Origin of the sequence: Arthrobacter sp. ISL-69 (assembly GCF_018613775.1) — a bacterium.
Lineage (GTDB): Bacteria > Actinomycetota > Actinomycetes > Actinomycetales > Micrococcaceae > Arthrobacter.
The window spans coordinates 80,006-98,620 of sequence record NZ_JAGGPO010000024.1; the positions used below are offsets into that span (position 1 = coordinate 80,006).

Genomic DNA, 18,615 nt, shown 5'->3' on the forward strand with positions numbered 1-18,615 from the left:
CTGGTGGATCAGAGCTCGGAGGCCGGCACTCCCACGCCGAGGATGATCGGTGCGCTGGCCGGAGCCTTTGCCTGCGCATCCTTCTTTGCCGGTTCCGGTGCCTTGGCCTCGTGGGTATGCCCTGCCGCGGCCACCGGAGCCGTCTCGTGGTGTTCCACGGACGTTTCGTTCGCTGCGCCCTGGGCACGGCTCGCACTCCGGTTGCGGCGCGGACGGCGCGCCCGGCCCTGCACCGCAGTGTGGTCGGTGTAGTCGGCTTCAGCAGCCTGGACTGCCGGGGCCCGCGTAGCCGGAACCCGGGCTGCCGGGGCCTGGACCGCCTGAACCGGCTGCTCAGCCGGTGCCGCCGGGCGCTCAGCCGCTGCAGGCCCGCCAAGGTGCGCGAACGCCTCGGCCAGGCGGTCGAGGGTCAGCGCCGCGCCCGTGGCCGGCGATTCCCCTGCGTGCTCAACGAACGGCAGCGCAACCTTTTCGCCGCCGAAGGTCAGGACCGCAGCCGGCCGCCCTGCGGCAGCCGCCTCGGCGTCGGACACCTTGGCCGGCCGCGCCGTGGCGGGAGCGGACTGCGCCGGCGTTGACTGGGCAGCGTGGGCCTGCCCTGCCGCTTTGGCAGCAGCAGCCGCCGGGGCGGCATGGCCGGTCTCGGCGTCGTGCAGGTGGGCGGCGTGCGCCGCGGCGGCTATGTTGGCCAGCGCCGCGCGGGTAGCTTCGGCCTTGGCGTGGCGCTCGGCATCGGTGGGCTCGTAATGTACCGCGGCCGGCGTCAGCGGAGCGGCCTCGGGAGCCTGACCGCCCTTGCCGCGGCGGCGGCTCTTGCGCTCCGTCCGCGGGGCCGGCTGGCTCTCCGTCCGCGGTACGTGATGCTCGGCGGCCACAACGTTGGCGCGGCGGTGTTCCACGGGCTCGTCGTGGGTGACGATGCCGCGGCCGGCGCAGGCTTCACACTGCTCGCCGAAGACTTCCAGCAGCCCGGTGCCCATCCGCTTGCGGGTCATCTGCACGAGTCCCAGCGAGGTCACTTCGGCCACCTGGTGCTTGGTCCGGTCGCGGCCGAGGCACTCCACCATGCGGCGAAGCACGAGGTCGCGGTTGGATTCGAGCACCATGTCGATGAAGTCGATGACGATGATGCCGCCGATGTCGCGGAGCCGGAGCTGCCGGACGACTTCCTCGGCCGCTTCCAGGTTGTTCTTGGTGACGGTTTCCTCGAGGTTGCCGCCGCTGCCGGTGAACTTGCCGGTGTTGACATCCACCACGGTCATGGCTTCGGTGCGGTCGATGACCAGGGAACCGCCGGACGGCAGGAAGACCTTCCGGTCGAGTGCCTTGTGGATCTGCTCGTCGATCCGCCAGGCCGCGAAGATGTCCGTGTCCTTGGTCCACTTCTCGAGCCGGCCCACGAGGTCCGGAGCCACGTAGGTGACATAGGCCTCGATGGTGTCCCAGGCTTCCTCGCCGGAGACGATCAGCTTGGAGAAGTCCTCGTTGAAGACGTCACGGACCACCTTGATGGTCAGGTCAGGTTCGCCGTAGAGCAGTTCCGGAGCGAGGATTTTGGTGGACGTTGCCTGGCCTTCGATCCCTTCCCACTGGGCGCGCAGGCGGTTGATGTCGTGTGTGAGCTCTTCCTCGGACGCGCCCTCGGCTGCAGTGCGGACGATGACGCCGGCATCTTCCGGCAGGCGGTCCTTGAGGATCCGCTTGAGGCGGTTGCGTTCGACGTCGGGCAGCTTGCGGGAGATTCCGGTCATGGAACCGCCGGGAACGTAGACGAGGTAGCGGCCGGGCAGCGAAATCTGGCTCGTCAGGCGGGCGCCCTTGTGGCCGACCGGGTCCTTGGTGACCTGGACCAGCACGGAGTCGCCGGACTTCAGTGCGTTCTCGATCCGGCGCTGCTTGCCTTCGAGGTTGACCACGTCCCAGTTGACTTCACCGGCGTACAGCACGGCGTTCCGGCCGCGTCCGATGTCCACGAAGGCGGCTTCCATCGACGGCAGCACGTTCTGTACCTTGCCCAGGTAGACGTTGCCGATCAGGGAGTCCTGCTGGGTCTTGGACACGAAGTGCTCTGCCAGGACGCCGTCTTCGAGGACGCCGATCTGGATTCTGTCGTCGCGCTGGCGGACGATCATCTGGCGGTCCACGGATTCGCGGCGGGCCAGGAACTCGGCCTCGGTGATGATCGTGCGGCGGCGGCCGGTGTCGCGGGATTCGCGGCGGCGCTGCTTCTTGGCCTCCAGCCGGGTGGAGCCCTTGACGGATGTTACGCGGTTGTTGACGGGCGCCTCGCTGGCGGCGCGCGGGGCACGGACACGGGTCACGGTGTTGGGCGGGTCGTCGCCTTCCCCTCCGGTGAGCTCAAGATCCTGGTCGCCGCGGCGGCGGCGGCGACGGCGGCGGGATGTCACGCCGTCCTCCGCAGTCCGGGTGGACTCCTCATCGGCGTCCTCGTCAGCGGCGCCCTCGGCGCCCTCGGCGTCTTCGGCCTCGCCGGTCGCTTCGCGTTCGGTCACGCGGCTGCGGCCGCGGCGTCCGCGGCTGCGCCGGCGACGGGCGCCGCCGGCGTCAGCATCGCCGTCGTCGCCGGTTTCTTCCTCGTCAGATTCCTCGGCCGCAGCGGGGGTGACCGCGGGGGGCGTGGCCGGGCGGACCACGCTGCTCAGGTCGGGTGCCTGGAAAATCATGGAAGTGACCGAGCCGGGCTCAAGGAAGAGCGCGCCCACCGGGTTGGCCTCCGCGGTGGCGGGCTCTTCAGGCTCGGCAGCTGCTGCTTCCTCCGGTGCTGCTGCTTCAGCAGCGGGTGCGGTCTCCGCGACCGGCGCAGGCTCGACGACCGGCGCAGGTTCCTCGGCAGGGGCCGGCTCAGCAGCGGGTTCGGTGGCGGCCGCTTTTGCGGGGGCCTTGGCGCGCGAGGCGCGGCGGCGGACGGGCTTTTCAACGACGGCGGCTTCAACCGCGACGTCTTCCACGGGTGCAGCATCAGCCGGGGCTGCGTCTACCGGAGCAGCTGCGGCGTCCTCGGCGAAGACCGGGAGCGGCTCGGCAGGCTCGACTTTCCTGCGGGAGCGGCTGCGGCGCGCCGGGGGCTTCTCCTCTGCGGCGGTGTCCGCCTCCGGGGCCTCCGCCGGAACTGCCTCCGATTCGCCGGCTTCGACGGCCTCCACCTTGGGGGCGGCCTTGCGCCTTGTCCGGGTCGCCTTCTTCGGCGCCTCCAGAGCTACTGCTTCTTCGCTGGCAGCGGTTTCTTCATTAACGGCTAGAACCTGGTCATTATCCATATGTGGCGACACTCCTGCCCCTGACGTACCGCCACATCCGGCACCCATTGGGGCACATATTTGTCAAAACCCGCAGGCGTTGACAGAAGTCAATTGGATACCCTCAGGTTCGCACCGGCAGTGGGGTGCGGCAGCCCTGGAGGGCCGGCGACGTCGTCCTGAAACCCGTTGTTCCTCAAGCCACAACCAGGTGCCGTCCAATGGCATTGCGGGAAGGCCGGGATCTATCGTGGATCCGGACCGTGCCCTGCTCATCATTGGCGGTCTTACAAACGAGCCACCGGACCGGAATCCGAATGTGGATCGTATTCCAGCCAGCTTCATTCTCTCATACGCTCAGTCCCTCGCGGCGGATGCAGTGCCGGGCAACTTACAATCAGGGCGCGGCCCGGCTGCAGTCTGTGCGTCCCTTCCAGCCTCCGGCGTTACAATCAGGGCGAGGAGCCCTCGAGAAAAAGGACGCGACATCCCATGCCCAGCATCTCCAATTCCACGCAGGACAACAGGGTGGACGGTGGCCTCCGCGAGCGTGCAGCGGCCCAGGAAGGCCTGCCTCCCATGACCAGGGACAAGGGGTTCGGATGGCTCCTGGTGATCACCGGCGTCGTCGGCTGGCTCGCCTCGGGCGCCCTCGTCCTGGAAAAGCTCGAGGTCCTCAAGGATCCGAACCATGTAACGGCCTGCGACATAAATCCCTGGGTGTCATGCGGCGCTGTCATGCAGACCTGGCAGAGTTCCGTCTTCGGTTTCCCCAACATGTTCATTGGCATCGTGGCGTTCGCCGTCATTATCACCACGGGCATGGCTGTTCTCTCCGGCGCAAAGTTTGCCCGCTGGTACTGGCTTGGCCTCCAGGCCGGTGTGACGCTCGGCTTTGCCTTCGTGGTGTGGCTGTGGTCGCAGGCTCTGTATTCCATCCACATCCTCTGCCCGTTCTGCATGGTGGTCTGGGCCGCGATGATCCCGCTCTTTGTATGGGTCACGGTCCGGAACATCATGCACGGGGTGATCAAGGTTCCGGCCGGACCTGCGAAGATCGTGGGTGACTCCGGCTGGATCCTGACGGCCCTGCTTTACGTGGCCGTCATCGCAACCATCTTCTTCGCCTTCATCCAGGTGTTCATCGGAACGTCCGGCTACTAAGCCAAAGAAAAAGCGCGAACTGGCAGCTATTGCCCTCAAAATCACCTTTTGAGGTCATCTGCTGCCAGTTCGCGCTGGTGGCTGTTAGTCCTGGAACCAGATCTTGATCTCGCGTTCGGCGGACTCCACCGAGTCCGAACCGTGGACCAGGTTCTGCTGGACCTTCAGGCCCCAGTCGCGGCCGAAGTCGCCGCGGATGGTGCCGGGCGCCGCCGTCGTCGGGTCCGTGGTGCCGGCGAGGGAACGGAAGCCCTCGATGACGCGGTGGCCTTCGAAGATCGCGGCGACAACGGGGCCGCTGAGCATGAACTCAACCAGCGGCTCGTAGAACGGCTTGCCTACGTGTTCCTCGTAGTGCTGCTCCAGCAGTTCGCGGCTGGCGTCGACCTTCTTGAGCTCGGACAGGCTGTAGCCCTTGGCTTCAATCCGGCCAAGGATGGCGCCGGTCAGGTTACGGGTCACGCCGTCGGGCTTGATCAGGACGAGGGTGCGCTCAATGCTCACAGCTGCTCCAATGTGGTTGGTGGGGTTTGAAAATAGTCTAGTTGGTTTCGCCGTCGGGGTGGGCGGCGTCCCATTCGGCCTGTTCACGTTCGCGCTGCGCGGCCTCGCGGTCGATCCGTATGCCGGTCCGGATGCCGTACCACCAGGCCACGGCAAACAGGATGCCCACGACGAACATCATGGGCTCAAGGAATCCGGTGAAGATCAGGACCAGCTGCAGGATCCAGCCCAGGGCCACACCCCACGGCTTGGACAGCACGGCGCAGGTGAGCACGAGCACCAGGCTCAGGACGATGCCCACCGAGAGAATCACTGCCGGCGGGAACTCGTCGCGCCGGAGGCCGAAGACCGCCAGTGTGGCGAAGAACGCGACAAACCCCTCGAGCACCAGGACCGTGGAGGCGAACATGACTTTGGTGGAGCGCCGCTTCTTGGGCATGCCCGGCCGCCACTCCCGCTGCGCCTTTGTGAGTCGAGCCATTGTCAGGCGTCCGCCTTTCCGAGCAGGATCCGGGCTTCCGCCACGAGCGTGATGGAACCCGTCACCAGGACGCCGCCGGCGAGGTCCTCGTTGGCTTCGGCGTGCTCCACGGCCCATTCCAGGGCGTCGTCGAGCTTTTCGGCCACATGGATGTTGTCTTCGCCGAAGCCCAGGTCCAGCGCCAGTTCCGCCAGGTCCTCGGCCGGTACTGCCCGGGGCGAGTTGGACTGGGTGAAGCAGTATTCCGCGGAAAGGTCGCCCAGTGACTCTTTGAGCTGGCGGAGGATCTCCTCGGCGTCCTTCTCCTTCAGGACCCCCACAACCAGCACCAGTTTGGTGAAGCTGAAGGCTTCGTGGATGGTTTCGGCCGAAACCCGGATGCCCTCGGGGTTGTGGGCGGCATCCACGATAATGGTCGGCGCAGTGCGGAGGACTTCCAAGCGGCCCGGAGAGGTGACCGAAGCAAACGCCTCCTGGAGGATTTCGGCGTCAAGGGCCTTTTCGCCGCCGAAGAACGCCTCAAGCGCGGCAATGGCGACGGCGGCGTTCTCCGCCTGATGCGCTCCGTGCAGCGGAACGAGCAGTTCCTCGTACCGTCCGGCCAGGCCCTGGATGGTGACCATCTGGCCGCCGACGGCAACGGTCCGTGACTCGACGCCGAACTCCACGCCTTCGAAGCGGTACGGGGCCTGGACTTCCCGGGCCTTTTCGAGCAGTACCTGGGCGGCGCCGACGGGCTGCGCGGCGCTGACCAGGAAGCCTCCCGGCTTGATGATGCCCGCTTTTTCGCGGGCAATGTCTTCGGTGGTGTCACCGAGCAGATCCGTGTGGTCCAGCGAGATGGGAGTCACCACTGCCACCTGGCCGTCACCGACGTTCGTGGCATCGGTAATGCCGCCCAGGCCCACCTCCATGACAGCCACGTTGACCGGCTGGTCGGCAAAAACGGCGAAGGCCAGGATGGTGAGGCACTCGAAGTACGTCAGCCGGGGCTGTCCCTCGGCCTCGAGCTCGCCGTCCACAATCTGCAGGTACGGCCGGATCTCGTCCCAGATCCGGACGAAGGTCTCATCCGATACCGGTGCACCGTCGATGCTGATTCGCTCGGTCACCTTGGACAGGTGCGGGCTCGTGTACCGCCCGGTACTCAGTCCGTGGGCCCGGAGCCCGGCCTCGATCATGCGGGCCGTGGACGTCTTGCCGTTGGTGCCGGTGATGTGGATGATCGGGAAGGCCTTGTTGGGCTCCCCCAGCACATCCATGGCCCGGAACAGCGGCGCGAGGCGCGGTTCCATCTTGTTTTCGGGTGCGCGGCCCAGCAGTTCGGCGTAGACGCTCTCTACGGAAAATTCGTCTGTCATTGCTTAGGCCTCTACTTTTTCAACGCTGATCTGCGGTTCTGCGGAGTCTGCCGCAACGGTGCCCAGGTCCACAGTCAGGGTTTCGGTCCTGATGAGTCCGGCATTGGCCTCCAGCGCGTCGATGACGTTCTGCGCGGCGGTCACGGTGGTGCGGATGCGGTCGCTCACGTTGAGTCCGGCATCCTTGCGGGCCTGCTGGATGGCACGGACCATGTCCCGGGCCAGGCCTTCGGCTTCGAGTTCCGGCGTGACCTCGGTGTTGAGGACCACGAAGCCGCCGCCAGGCAGCACCGCAGCGGCACGCGAACCGGCTCCCTCGGCGGCCTCCGCCACCACCGTTTCCAGCGTGTATTCCTGCGGTTCGAGGACGAGTCCGCCCGCGGTGACCACTCCGGCGTCGTCCACTGACCAGTCACCGGACTTGGAGCCCTTGATGGCCTGCTGGACGTTCTTGCCCAGGCGCGGCCCGGCGGCCCGTGCATTCACGACGAGCTTCTGCTCGATGCCGAACTCCTCCGGGGAGGCGCTGTCGGCGTCCAGCAGTCGGACGGAACGCAGGTTCAGTTCATCGGCGACGACGGCGGCGAAGCCTCCCAGCGCATCCGCGCCGGGTGCCACGACGGTGAGCTCCTGCAGCGGCAGGCGGACCCGGAGGTTTGCAGCCTTGCGCAGTGAGGATCCGGTGGAACAGATCTGCTGGACCCGGTCCATCGCCTCGACGAGTCCCGGGTTGGCCGGGAAGAGCCCGGCGTCCGGCCAGTCGGCCAGGTGCACGGAGCGCCCGCCGGTGAGGCCGCGCCAGATCTCTTCGGAGACCAGCGGCAGCAGGGACGCCGCCACCCGGGAGACGGTCTCCAGCGCGGTGTAGAGCGCGTCGAAGGCGTCGACGCTCTCGTCGAAGAAGCGCTGGCGACTGCGCCGCACGTACCAGTTGGTGAGCATGTCCAGGTAGCTGCGCAGTTCGTCGCAGGCGCCGGAGATGTCGTAGCCGTCCAGCTGGGCGGTCATGTTGCGGACCAAGTCCCCGGTGTTGGCCATGAGGTACTGGTCCAGCGTGTCCGCGTAGCCGTCGTAGCGCAGCTTCGCGTCGTAGCCGTTCGCTTGTCCTGCAGCAGCGTTCGCAGCGTTCGTGTACAGCGTGAAGAAGCTGTACACGTTCCACAGCGGCAGGATGACCTGGCGGACGCCGTCGCGGATTCCCTGCTCGGTGACCACAAGGTTGCCGCCGCGCAGGATGGGGCTGGACATCAGGAACCAGCGCATGGCGTCGGAGCCGTCGCGGTCCAGGACCTCGGAGACGTCCGGGTAGTTGCGCAGGCTCTTGGACATCTTCTGCCCGTCCGAACCGAGCACGATGCCGTGGCTGATGACGTTGCGGAAGGCCGGCCGGTCGAACAGCGCCGTGGACAGGATGTGCAGCATGTAGAACCAGCCGCGGGTCTGCCCGATGTACTCGACGATAAAGTCCGCCGGGTTGTGGGTGTCGAACCACTCCTCGTTCTGGAACGGGTAGTGGACCTGGCCGTAGGGCATGGAGCCGGAGTCGAACCACACGTCCAGGACATCCTCGACGCGGCGCATCACGGACTGGCCCTCTTCGGGGGTGCGCGGGTCGTCAGGGTTCGGGCGGGTCAGTTCGTCGATGAACGGCCGGTGCAGGTCAACCTGCCCGGCTTTGTTCAGCGGGAGGCGGCCGAAGTCGGCCTCGATCTCGGCGAGCGAACCGTAGACGTCGGTGCGCGGGAATTCTGGGTCGCTGGACTGCCACACCGGGATGGGGCTGCCCCAGTAGCGGTTGCGGCTGATGGACCAGTCGCGGGCGTTGGCCAGCCACTTGCCGAACTGTCCGTCCTTGACGTTGCCGGGGATCCAGTTGATCTCCTGGTTCAGCTCGGACATGCGGTCCTTGAACTTGGTGACTTCCACGTACCAGGAGGACACCGCGCGGTAGATCAGCGGGTTGCGGCAGCGCCAGCAGTGCGGGTAGCTGTGCTCGTAGCTGGCCTGCCGGACCAGGCGGCCCTGGGCTCGCAGCACCTGCGTGATGGGCTTGTTGGCCTCGAACACCTGCAGTCCGACGATGTCGTGCAGGTCGCCGTGCGAGAACAGCGGCAGGAACTTCGCGCCCTCGTCCACGGACAGGACCACGGGGATGCCGGCCTCTTCGCAGACCTTCTGGTCGTCTTCACCATAGGCGGGTGCCTGGTGGACGATGCCGGTGCCGTCAGTGGTGGTGACGTAGTCGGCCACAAGGAAGCGCCAGGCGTTCTCCGTGCCGAACTTCTCAGCGTCGCTGAAGTCGGTCCAGAGCGGCTGGTACTGCAGGCCTGCCAGCTCGGCGCCGGTGTACGTGGCGGTGACCGCGGCCTCGGCGGCCTCAACGCCTGCGGTGCCGTCGCCGTAGCCCAGGTCCTTGGCATAGGCGCCCAGCAGGTCGGCGGCGAGCAGGAAGCTCCCCGAGACCGGGGCCTCGGGGGACGCCGCCTTGATGCCGTTGGGACCGGCAGGCAGCACGGCATAGGTGATGGCGGGCCCGACGGCGAGCGCCAGGTTGGTGGGCAGCGTCCAGGGCGTGGTGGTCCAGGCGAGCGCCTGCACTCCGGCGAGCTGCCTGGACAGTTCCGACTCCCCTGCCGTGATGGGGAACGTGACGGTGACGGTCTGGTCCTGGCGGTTCTTGTAGACGTCGTCGTCCATGCGCAGTTCGTGGTTGGACAGCGGCGTTTCGTCCTTCCAGCAGTACGGCAGGACCCGGTAGCCGTTGTAGGTCAGGCCCTTTTCATGCAGCTGCTTGAAGGCCCAGAGCACGGACTCCATGTATTCGACGTTGAGCGTCTTGTAGTCGTTGTCGAAGTCCACCCAGCGGGCCTGGCGGGTGACGTAGCTCTTCCACTCGTCCGCGTACTTCATCACGGACGCGCGGCAGGCGTCGTTGAACTTGTCGATGCCCATGGCTTCGATCTGGGTTTTGTCCGTCATGCCCAGCTGCTTCATGGCTTCCAGCTCGGCGGGAAGGCCGTGGGTGTCCCAGCCGAAGCGGCGCTCGACCCGGCGGCCGCGCTGCGTCTGGTAGCGGCCCACCAGGTCCTTGGCGTAGCCGGTCAGCAGGTGGCCGTAGTGCGGCAGGCCGTTGGCGAAGGGAGGGCCGTCGTAGAAGACAAACTCGTTGCTGCCGCGTTCGCCGCCAGGGAGGTCAGACTCGCGCTGGTCGATGCTTGCCTGGAAGGTGCCGTCCTGGTCCCAGTACTTGAGGATCCGTTCTTCGATCTCCGGAAACTTCACGGAGGCCGACACGCCGGAGGTGTTGGAAGGTGTGGCGGTGGAACCGGAGCCTGACGGTGCGGCTGAGGCCTTGGGGTAATAGGTCATCTCGACATCCTGGGTTGAGCTAGTGAACAAGTGGATCATTCAGGATGCGAGGACGGCCCGTACGCTGTCTTCCAACAGCACCGGCACCGCGGTACCACCTCACTTACCGTCGCCGGACCCCCGTAATGGAGAACACCGGCGTCGGCCGCTCATTGCTGCTGTGACGGGCTTACCCGTCCGGTTCTACTGCTTCGGGTCCTGCGCCGCAGGGCCCGAAGGTTCTTCCGGAAGCTCACCGGTGATGGCCGGGTCAAAGCTGATACTCGATTCTACCCAGAGATACCCCAAGTTTCGGTATCGGGCAGGGGAACCCGGGCATGCCCCGGTATTCGGAATGCATAGACTCGGGCACATGACCATCTCCGCCTCCGCCCCCGCCGCAACCAGCCGGCCACGACGCCGCCTATCCGTCGCATGGCCGGTGCTCGCCGTGCTGGCTTCTGTGCCGGTGGCGGTCCTGTCCGTCTTCCGTGCCATTCCGGCGGAATGGCCTACTCCCGTCGTCCAGCTGTTGTCCTTCACACCGTGGCTGGTGATCCCGGCCGGCGCCGGGTTGCTCCTGGCCGTTGTTGGCCGACGTCGGTGGCTGGCCTGGGTGACTGCCGTCCTGATGGCGATCCAGCTCCTTTGGCTGTTCCCGCTGGACCACGGCCGGAGCATTCCCGAGCCCGGTGCGCCGACGGTGCAGGTGACGGCCATGAACATCAATTCGGAATACGGCCAGGCGGACGCGGCGGAAATTGTGCGGCTGGTCCGGGAGAACGGGGTTGCCCTGCTGACGGTCCAGGAACATTCGCAGGCCCTTGAGGACAGGCTCGCGGCCGCGGGGCTGTCCGGTTTGCTGCCGAACAGGATCAGCGACCCAACGGACGACGCCGCCGGCAGCGCCACCTACTCGGCGCACCGCATCGAAGCGGTTGGCGTCGTGCCGGACACTCCGTTCCAGATGCCGATCGTCCGGGTCACCGTTGAGGGCACGGGAGCGCCGGCAGTCCTCGAAGTCGCGAACGTCCATGCGCTTCCGCCGGTTGACGTCCGCATTGGCCAGTGGCGCAGCGACCTCGCAGCCGTGGCCCGCCTGGCCGCACGGCCCGGCAACCGGCTGCTCATCGGCGACTTCAACGCCACGTACGACCACGCAGAGTTCCGCGCACTCCTCGACGGCGGCCCCGATGGCCGGAAAATGGTGGATGTTGGGACGGCCGCCGGAATGCGCCTCATCCCCACCTGGCCGATGGAGGGACCCCGGCTGCCCGGTATTGCCATTGACCATCTCATCACCAGCCCCGGCATCACCGGTTCCGGGTACGAGGTCCATCGCGTGCCCGGAACGGACCATGCAGCGGTCGTGGCGACGCTGAGCGTCCCGGCAGCCGGTTAAAACCCCGCTCAGGCCAGCTTGCGGATGAGCTTGTGGGTCGCGGCCTGCGCCACGGGCCGGATCACGATCTGGTCCAGGTTGACGTGGTGCGGCGCCGTGACAGCGTAGCGGACCACATCGGCGACGTCTGCGGCCGTGAGCGGCTTCTCGACGCCCTGGTAAACCTTGCCGGCAGCCTCCTGGTCGCCCAGCCTGTTGAGTGCGAACTCCTCGGTGTGCACCAGCCCCGGGGCAACCTCGATGACCCGGAGGTTGTGTTCCACCTCTTCGAGCCGCAGCGCATCGTTCATGGCGTGCTGGGCGAACTTGGCCGCGTTGTAACCGCCGCCGCCCTCATAGGCGGTCAGTCCCGCCGTCGACGTCAGGTTCAGGACTGTTCCCTCACCGCCGGCCCGCAGCATCGGCAGGAAGGCACGCGTCAGTTTCATGGTGCCCAGGACGTTCACCTCGAACATCCACTCCCAGTCTTCCGTCTTGGCATCCGCGATCCTGTCCGCTCCGCGCGCACCGCCGGCGATGTTGATGAGGGTGTCAATGCCGCCTTCCGTCGTCACTTCGGCCAGGAGCCGCTCCACGTCAGAGTCTTCGGTGATGTCCGCAGGGACGGCCGTGGCTCCCGTTTCCGCTGCCAGTGCGGCGAGCCGGTCCGCGCGGCGGGCGACTGCAAAGACCGTCCACCCCTCAGCCGTCAACGCACGGACCGTGGCTTCGCCGATTCCTGTGCTTGCTCCCGTAACTACTGCTGCCTTCGTGCGCTTTTCCTCAGTCATGGCACCACCCTAGCGCTGGAGGAACTCCAGCAGCACACGGGCGTGGTTGACCTCCAGGTCCCTGGCGCCGTACAGCAGAGTGATGCGACGGTGCTTCTCCGCCAGTTCCTGCAGGGCGGCCACGGCCGGGTTGTCTTCGAGTTCGGCCTCATACTGGACACGGAAATCCGCGAAACGTTCCTCCATGTGGGCGAACTCGGTCCGCAGCGGCGCTGACGGGGCAATGTCCTTGAGCCAAAGATCCAGCCGGGCCCGTTCCTTGCTGACCCCGCGCGGCCAGAGCCTGTCCACCAGAACGCGGAAACCGTCGTCGTCGGCGGGTTCATCGTAGATGCGTTTGGTCACCAACTGGCGGGCTTCGTTGTCCATACCGGGATGCTAGCGCAGGGAGACGCGCAGGCGATGGAAGAGATCATGAAACAATTGCTCCATGGCTGAAGACAAACAGGGTACAGACACGCCCACCACTGCCCCTATCAACGTTCCGGACAAGCCCGCCCTTGAGGGGTTGGAAGCTGCCCTGACGCAGCGCTGGCTTGACGAAGGGACCTACAAGTTCAAGCGGGAGACCACCAGGGAGCAGGTCTACTCGATCGACACTCCCCCGCCCACGGCGTCAGGGTCCCTTCACGTGGGGCACATGTTCTCCTACACCCAGACCGATGTCCTGGCGCGTTACCAGCGCATGACCGGCAAAAACGTCTTCTACCCGATGGGCTGGGACGACAACGGCCTGCCCACCGAGCGCCGCGTCCAGAACTATTACGGTGTTCGTTGCGATCCGGCAATTTCCTACGATGCCGCCTACCGCCCGCCGACAGAGCCGGCCAAGAACCAGCGCGACTTCGACGTCGTCTCGCGCCGGAACTTCATCGAACTGTGCGAGGAGCTCGCCGTCGAGGACGAGAAGGTCTTCGAGAACCTCTTCCAGACCCTGGGCCTCTCCGTTGACTGGGACCTGACCTACCGCACCATCGACGACAAGTCCCGCGCCATCTCCCAGCGCGCCTTCCTGGCCAACCTGGCCGCCGGCGACGCGTACATGGCCGAGGCACCCACCCTGTGGGATGTCACGTTCCGCACCGCCGTGGCCCAGGCCGAACTCGAGGACCGCGAAGTCGCCGGCGCGTACTACCGCTACCCGTTCTTCACCGAGGACGGCGACAAGATCTACGTCGAGACGACCCGCCCGGAGCTGCTGGCCGCCTGTGCCGCCCTCGTGGCGAACCCCGACGACGAGCGGTACCAGCCGCTGTTCGGCAAGAAGGTCACCTCTCCCCTGTTCGGCGTTGAGGTGGAGGTCAAGGCGCACCACCTCGCCAAAGCGGACAAGGGCTCCGGCATCGCCATGGTCTGCACCTTCGGCGACCTCACCGACGTCACCTGGTGGCGCGAACTGCAGCTGCCCACCCGCGCCATCGTGGGCCGCGACGGCCGGATCATCGGTGACACCCCGGACTGGATCACCACCGGGGAAGGCCGCTCCGCCTTCGAGTCAATCGCCGGCAAGACGGTCTTCAGCGCCAAGGAGGCCGTTGTCGAGCAGCTGTCCGCCGCCGGGCTCCTCGACGGCGAGCCCAAGAAGATCATGCACCCGGTCAACTTCTTCGAGAAGGGCGACAAGCCCCTCGAGGTCGTGACGTCGCGCCAGTGGTACATCCGCAACGGCGGCCGCGACGAGGACCGCCGCGAACGCCTGATCCGCCGGGGCAAAGAAATCGAATTCCACCCGGCCTTCATGCGCTCACGCTACGAGAACTGGATCTCCGGACTTAACGGCGACTGGCTCGTGTCCCGCCAGCGCTTCTTCGGCGTGCCGGTGCCGGTCTGGTACCCCCTGGATGCCGACGGCAACCCCGAATACGATGCGCCGATCGTCCCGTCCGACGTGCAGCTCCCCGTGGACCCGGCCGCCGACGCCGCGCCCGGCTACGAAGAAGCCCAGCGCGATGTGCCGGGCGGTTTCACCGGCGACGCTGACGTCCTGGACACCTGGGCCACGTCCTCGCTGACGCCGCAGATCGTGGGCGGATGGAGCACGGACGAGGCACTCTTTGCCAAGGTCTACCCCTTCGACGTACGCCCGCAGGGGCACGACATCATCCGGACGTGGCTCTTCTCCTCCGCCGTCCGCGCCGACGCGCTGCAGGACACCGCACCGTGGAAGCACGCGGCCATCTCGGGCTGGATCCTGGATCCGGACCGCAAAAAGATGTCCAAGTCCAAGGGCAACGTGATCGTCCCGACCGATGTCCTCAACGAGTACGGCTCGGACGCGGTCCGCTACTGGGCGGCATCGGCCAAACTGGGCGCGGACACCGCCTACGAGATCGCCCAGATGAAGATCGGCCGCCGCCTGGCCATCAAGCTCCTCAACGCCTCGAAGTTCGTCCTGAACCTCGGTGCCACGGAAAACTCGGTGGTTTCCACGGATCTGTCCGTGCTGACCAACCCCTTGGACCGCGCGGTACTGGCGCAGCTCTCGGACGTCGTGTCGCAGGCCACCAAGGCGTTCGAAAACTACGATTACGCCCGTGCCCTGCAGATCAGCGAAAGCTTCTTCTGGCAGTTCACCGACGACTATGTGGAGCTCATCAAGGACCGCGCCTACGGTGCCGCCGGCGAGGCCGAACAGGCGTCCGTGCTGGCGGCCCTGGCCACCTCCCTGGACACCTTGCTGAGGCTGTTCGCACCGTTCCTGCCCTTCGCCACCGAAGAGGTCTGGAGCTGGTGGCGCACCGGGTCAGTGCACCGCGCCGAGTGGCCGGCGCCCCTGGACGTGTCGGACGGCGACACCACCATGCTCGCGACTGTCGGGGTCGCGCTGAGCGGCATCCGCAAGGCCAAGTCCGAGGCGAAGGTCAAGCAGCGCACTGAGGTCCTGTCCGCCACGATCACCGCCACGGAGTCCCTCACCACGCAGCTGAAGGCCGGTCTTGCAGACCTGAAGGCAGCCTCCAATGCTCGCGAACTGACCCTCGTGGCAGGCGAAGGCGAACTCACCGTCAGCGATGTTTTGCTGGCGCAGCCGGAGGAAGCGCCAAGCGCCTAGCCCCCCGGCCTGGCTGGCAGAACCTGTCCCGCCAAACATGAAGCCCCATCAGCGTTCAGCTGGTGGGGCTTCTGTTTTGGCTGCGCCCCGGCTTTGGAGCTCCGCCTGTTTTTGGCCAAAGGGGAAGCCCCATCAGCGTATTGCCGTTGGTGGGGCTTCGACTTTCGATTGTCTCGTGACGTCTATGACAACCTGGCGGAATCCTCGGAAGTTCAGGTCTTCCTACCTCGTCACTGGTAGCCAGCTTCTGACTTTGCCGAAGGCTGCGTCAGATGCGTGTCACTGAATCTTTGGTTTCCGTGTCCCTCTTCTTTCGAAGTGGGTAAGAACCATTGTTGTCCCACCTACGGCGAACCGCAATAGTCCCGGAAGAACTACACGGCAGTAATTCTCCCGGGCCCGAGGATCCGTCCAGAGGATGCCGTCAGTTGAATTCGGGCCGCTCGGTGCGGCTGCGCTTGATCTCGAAGAAGTGCGGGTACGCGGCCAGGGTCACCGCGGCGTCCCACAGGCGGCCGGCTTCCTCACCCAGGGGAATGCGGGTCAGCACCGGACCAAAGAACGCCGTGCCGTTGAAGGCCACCACCGGGGTTCCCACGTCCTGCCCCACGAGGGAGATGCCCTCTTCGTGGCTGGCGCGAAGCTGCTCGTCGAAGGCGTCAGAGGACGCCTCGGCCGCGAGCCCGGCCGGAAGCCCGCACTCCGCCAGGGCTTTGCTGATCACGACGCCGAAGTCCTTTTCGCCAGCGTCGTGGATCAGGCTGCCCATGGCGTCATACAGGGGCTTGATGACGTGGTCACCGTGCTGCTCGCGGGCGGCGATGATGACGTGGACGGGCCCCCAGGCCTTGTCCATCGCTTCGCGGTAGCCCGGGTCCAGCTCGCGTCCCTCATTCAGGACGGCAAGGCTCATCACGTGCCATTCGGTGTCGATGTCGCGGACTTCCTCCACTTCGCCCACCCAGCGGGACGTGATCCAGGCGAAAGGGCACAGGGGGTCGAACCAGAAGTCGGCTTTGCTCGCGGTGGTTTCAGGCACGGAAATCTCCTCGTAAAGTCATCAGGGCATGGCGCACATCAGGCGCACATCTACCAAGAGCGAAGAACTAAGCGGATTTATTCCGACGCTTCGCCACTACATCGTGGGCGATCATGGTGGGCTGGGCCTTCTTCGCCACCACGTCGGCGGTGATGACGACACTCGCGATGTCGTCCCGGCTGGGGAGGTCGAACATCACCGGAAGAAGCACTTCCTCCATGATGGCCCGGAGTCCGCGGGCACCGGTGCCGCGCTCCAGTGCCTGGTCGGCGATCATGTCCAGCGCTGCCTCGTCGAACAGCAACTCAACGCCATCGAGCTGGAACATCTTCTGGTATTGCTTCACCAGGGCGTTCTTCGGTGTGGACAGAATCTGGATCAACGCAGGGCGGTCCAGGTTCGAGACCGTGGTGATGACGGGAAGCCTGCCGATGAATTCCGGGATAAGCCCGAACTTCAGCAGATCCTCCGGCATGACCTCGCCGTACGAGTCGGAGTTGTTCTTGACCTCGTTGAGCGGGGCGCCGAAGCCGATGCCCTTGCGGCCGGACCGGGAGCCAATGATGTCCTCGAGCCCGGCGAAGGCTCCTGCAACGATGAACAGCACGTTGGTGGTGTCGATCTGGATGAACTCCTGGTGCGGATGCTTCCGGCCGCCCTGCGGGGGAACCGAGGCCACCGTGCCTTCCAGGATCTTCAGCAATGCCTGCTGGACGCCTTCACCGGAGACATCCCGGGTGATGGACGGGTTCTCGCTCTTCCGGGAAATCTTGTCGATCTCGTCAATGTAGATGATGCCCTGTTCGGCCTTCTTGACGTCGTAGTCAGCGGCCTGGATGAGCTTCAGGAGAATGTTTTCGACGTCCTCGCCAACGTACCCGGCCTCGGTCAGTGCCGTGGCGTCCGCGACGGCGAACGGGACGTTGAGGCGCCTTGCCAGGGTCTGGGCGAGATAGGTCTTGCCGCAACCGGTGGGGCCGATCAGGAGGATGTTCGACTTGGCGATCTCGACGTCGTCGTGATGGACGCCTTCGGCGAGGCTGCCGCTCTTGGGGGCGTGGCCGGCCTGGATCCGCTTGTAGTGGTTGTACACCGCGACGGCGAGGGAGCGCTTGGCCGGCTCCTGGCCGATGACGTATTCCTGCAGGAAGTCGAAGATCTCCCGCGGCTTGGGAAGTTCGAAGCTGCCGAGGTCCGCGACTTCCGCGAGCTCCTCTTCGATGATCTCGTTGCAGAGCTCAATGCACTCGTCGCAGATGTAGACGCCGGGCCCGGCAATGAGCTTTCGCACCTGCTTTTGGCTCTTTCCGCAGAAAGAGCACTTCAGCAGATCCGTGCTCTCGCCAATCCGAGCCATATGTGAACCCCTTAGTATCTTGCTGCTACCGCAGCACTGCACCGGTTGCTGGAATCACGGTGGGTCCGGAAGGTCCGGCCGTGACATGTTCCACTCTAGGTCACATTCGGCCTGAGGGGTGGAACCTTACGCGTTGAAAACGAAAGCCGGTGCGGTCCATTTTCCATGAACCGCACCGGCTCCGCGTGTCGTGCTGCTACCTGCTGATCGCCTGCGGCTTGATCTTGCGGGAATCAAGGACCTGGTCGATCAGGCCGTAGGACTGGGCCTCGGCGGCGGTCAGGATCTTGTCGCGCTCGATGTCGTTGTTGACCTGCTCGGACGTCCTGCCCGAGTGCTTGGCCAGCGTGTCTTCGAGCCAGGCGCGCATGCGCATGACTTCCGCTGCCTGGATCTCGAGGTCCGACGCCTGGCCGCCCTGGCCGCCGGACAAGGCCGGCTGGTGGATGAGCACGCGCGCGTTGGGCAGTGCCAGCCGCTTGCCCGGCGTACCGGCTGCGAGCAGGACGGCTGCGGCACTTGCCGCCTGGCCCAGGCACACGGTCTGGATCTCGGGACGGATGTACTGCATGGTGTCGTAGATGGCCGTCATAGCGGTGAAGGAGCCGCCCGGGGAGTTGATGTACAGCGTGATGTCGCGGTCCGGGTCCGTGGACTCAAGCACCAGCAACTGGGCCATGACGTCGTCAGCGGAGGCGTCGTCCACCTGCACGCCGAGGAAGATGATCCGGTCCTCGAAGAGCTTGGTGTACGGGTCCTGGCGCTTGAAGCCGTAGGGGGTGCGCTCCTCGAACTGCGGCAGCACATAACGGCTGGTGGGCAGGTTCCCGGCAGACGATCCGAAATTGTAGTTCATGTTCATTTCTCCTGGAATCATTTC

13 protein-coding genes are annotated in these 18,615 nt (G+C 65.8%); 3 read left to right on the forward strand and 10 right to left on the reverse strand.

The annotated features are described in order from the left end of the window. Positions 1-8 precede the first annotated feature (8 nt). Entirely contained in the window at positions 9-3,278 is a 3,270-nt protein-coding gene (locus tag J7I79_RS17765; protein WP_214955416.1) for an Rne/Rng family ribonuclease, read from the reverse strand. Between the two features lie 471 nt (positions 3,279-3,749). On the opposite strand from J7I79_RS17765, the gene J7I79_RS17770 reads away from it, so the two are divergent. After that, positions 3,750-4,421 carry a vitamin K epoxide reductase family protein gene (locus J7I79_RS17770; RefSeq protein ID WP_214955418.1) on the forward strand — a complete coding sequence of 224 codons (672 nt, stop codon included), beginning with the start codon at positions 3,750-3,752 and terminating at the stop codon, positions 4,419-4,421. 84 nt (positions 4,422-4,505) lie between these two features. Here J7I79_RS17770 and ndk read toward each other — a convergent pair whose 3' ends face one another. Genes ndk through ileS form a run of 4 tightly spaced genes read right to left on the reverse strand, consistent with a single transcriptional unit; the run spans position 4,506 to position 10,136 of the window. Further along, on the reverse strand, positions 4,506-4,925 hold the full coding sequence (gene ndk / locus J7I79_RS17775; RefSeq protein ID WP_214955420.1) for a nucleoside-diphosphate kinase: 420 nt from the start codon (positions 4,923-4,925) through the stop codon (positions 4,506-4,508). Between the two features lie 37 nt (positions 4,926-4,962). Next, complete coding sequence (locus J7I79_RS17780) at positions 4,963-5,406, reverse strand: DUF4233 domain-containing protein (RefSeq protein ID WP_104173112.1); 444 nt, start codon at positions 5,404-5,406, stop codon at positions 4,963-4,965. A gap of 2 nt (positions 5,407-5,408) precedes the next feature. Next, positions 5,409-6,767, reverse strand: coding sequence for a folylpolyglutamate synthase/dihydrofolate synthase family protein (locus J7I79_RS17785; RefSeq protein WP_214955422.1), 1,359 nt, complete (start codon positions 6,765-6,767; stop codon positions 5,409-5,411). 3 nt (positions 6,768-6,770) lie between these two features. Next, a complete protein-coding gene (gene ileS, locus J7I79_RS17790; protein ID WP_214955423.1) occupies positions 6,771-10,136 on the reverse strand; it encodes an isoleucine--tRNA ligase in 3,366 nt (1,121 codons plus the stop codon). Between the two features lie 352 nt (positions 10,137-10,488). On the opposite strand from ileS, the gene J7I79_RS17795 reads away from it, so the two are divergent. After that, positions 10,489-11,517, forward strand: coding sequence for an endonuclease/exonuclease/phosphatase family protein (locus J7I79_RS17795; RefSeq protein WP_214955425.1), 1,029 nt, complete (start codon positions 10,489-10,491; stop codon positions 11,515-11,517). Between the two features lie 8 nt (positions 11,518-11,525). Here J7I79_RS17795 and J7I79_RS17800 read toward each other — a convergent pair whose 3' ends face one another. Continuing rightward, positions 11,526-12,287, reverse strand: coding sequence for an SDR family oxidoreductase (locus J7I79_RS17800; protein WP_214955427.1), 762 nt, complete (start codon positions 12,285-12,287; stop codon positions 11,526-11,528). A 9-nt stretch (positions 12,288-12,296) separates the two neighbouring features. After that, complete coding sequence (locus J7I79_RS17805) at positions 12,297-12,656, reverse strand: DUF488 domain-containing protein (RefSeq protein WP_214955429.1); 360 nt, start codon at positions 12,654-12,656, stop codon at positions 12,297-12,299. Positions 12,657-12,717: 61 nt separating this feature from the next. Between J7I79_RS17805 and valS the strand changes: the two genes are divergently transcribed. Continuing rightward, positions 12,718-15,339, forward strand: a complete 2,622-nt coding sequence (gene valS, locus J7I79_RS17810; RefSeq protein ID WP_214955430.1) for a valine--tRNA ligase — start codon at positions 12,718-12,720, stop codon at positions 15,337-15,339. Positions 15,340-15,763: 424 nt separating this feature from the next. Here the strand turns inward: valS and J7I79_RS17815 are convergent, their stop codons facing one another. The 3 genes from J7I79_RS17815 to J7I79_RS17825 form a co-directional block, all read right to left on the reverse strand. Beyond that, positions 15,764-16,378 carry a DsbA family protein gene (locus J7I79_RS17815; protein WP_214955432.1) on the reverse strand — a complete coding sequence of 205 codons (615 nt, stop codon included), beginning with the start codon at positions 16,376-16,378 and terminating at the stop codon, positions 15,764-15,766. A gap of 67 nt (positions 16,379-16,445) precedes the next feature. Beyond that, positions 16,446-17,735, reverse strand: a complete 1,290-nt coding sequence (gene clpX / locus J7I79_RS17820; RefSeq protein ID WP_104173120.1) for an ATP-dependent Clp protease ATP-binding subunit ClpX — start codon at positions 17,733-17,735, stop codon at positions 16,446-16,448. Positions 17,736-17,931: 196 nt separating this feature from the next. After that, positions 17,932-18,591 (reverse strand): ATP-dependent Clp protease proteolytic subunit, encoded by a 660-nt coding sequence (locus tag J7I79_RS17825; RefSeq protein ID WP_214955434.1) that lies wholly within the window; start codon positions 18,589-18,591, stop codon positions 17,932-17,934. Between the last annotated feature and the right edge of the window lie 24 nt (positions 18,592-18,615).

Coding starts and splice junctions, on each gene's coding strand:
- J7I79_RS17825 (WP_214955434.1), bottom strand. CDS start 18,591: ATGAACTACAATTTCGGATCGTCTGCCGGGAACCTGCCCACCAGCCGT.
- J7I79_RS17805 (WP_214955429.1), bottom strand. CDS start 12,656: ATGGACAACGAAGCCCGCCAGTTGGTGACCAAACGCATCTACGATGAA.
- J7I79_RS17765 (WP_214955416.1), bottom strand. CDS start 3,278: ATGGATAATGACCAGGTTCTAGCCGTTAATGAAGAAACCGCTGCCAGC.
- J7I79_RS17795 (WP_214955425.1), top strand. CDS start 10,489: ATGACCATCTCCGCCTCCGCCCCCGCCGCAACCAGCCGGCCACGACGC.
- J7I79_RS17770 (WP_214955418.1), top strand. CDS start 3,750: ATGCCCAGCATCTCCAATTCCACGCAGGACAACAGGGTGGACGGTGGC.
- clpX (WP_104173120.1), bottom strand. CDS start 17,735: ATGGCTCGGATTGGCGAGAGCACGGATCTGCTGAAGTGCTCTTTCTGC.
- J7I79_RS17780 (WP_104173112.1), bottom strand. CDS start 5,406: ATGGCTCGACTCACAAAGGCGCAGCGGGAGTGGCGGCCGGGCATGCCC.
- ileS (WP_214955423.1), bottom strand. CDS start 10,136: ATGACCTATTACCCCAAGGCCTCAGCCGCACCGTCAGGCTCCGGTTCC.
- valS (WP_214955430.1), top strand. CDS start 12,718: ATGGCTGAAGACAAACAGGGTACAGACACGCCCACCACTGCCCCTATC.
- J7I79_RS17800 (WP_214955427.1), bottom strand. CDS start 12,287: ATGACTGAGGAAAAGCGCACGAAGGCAGCAGTAGTTACGGGAGCAAGC.
- J7I79_RS17785 (WP_214955422.1), bottom strand. CDS start 6,767: ATGACAGACGAATTTTCCGTAGAGAGCGTCTACGCCGAACTGCTGGGC.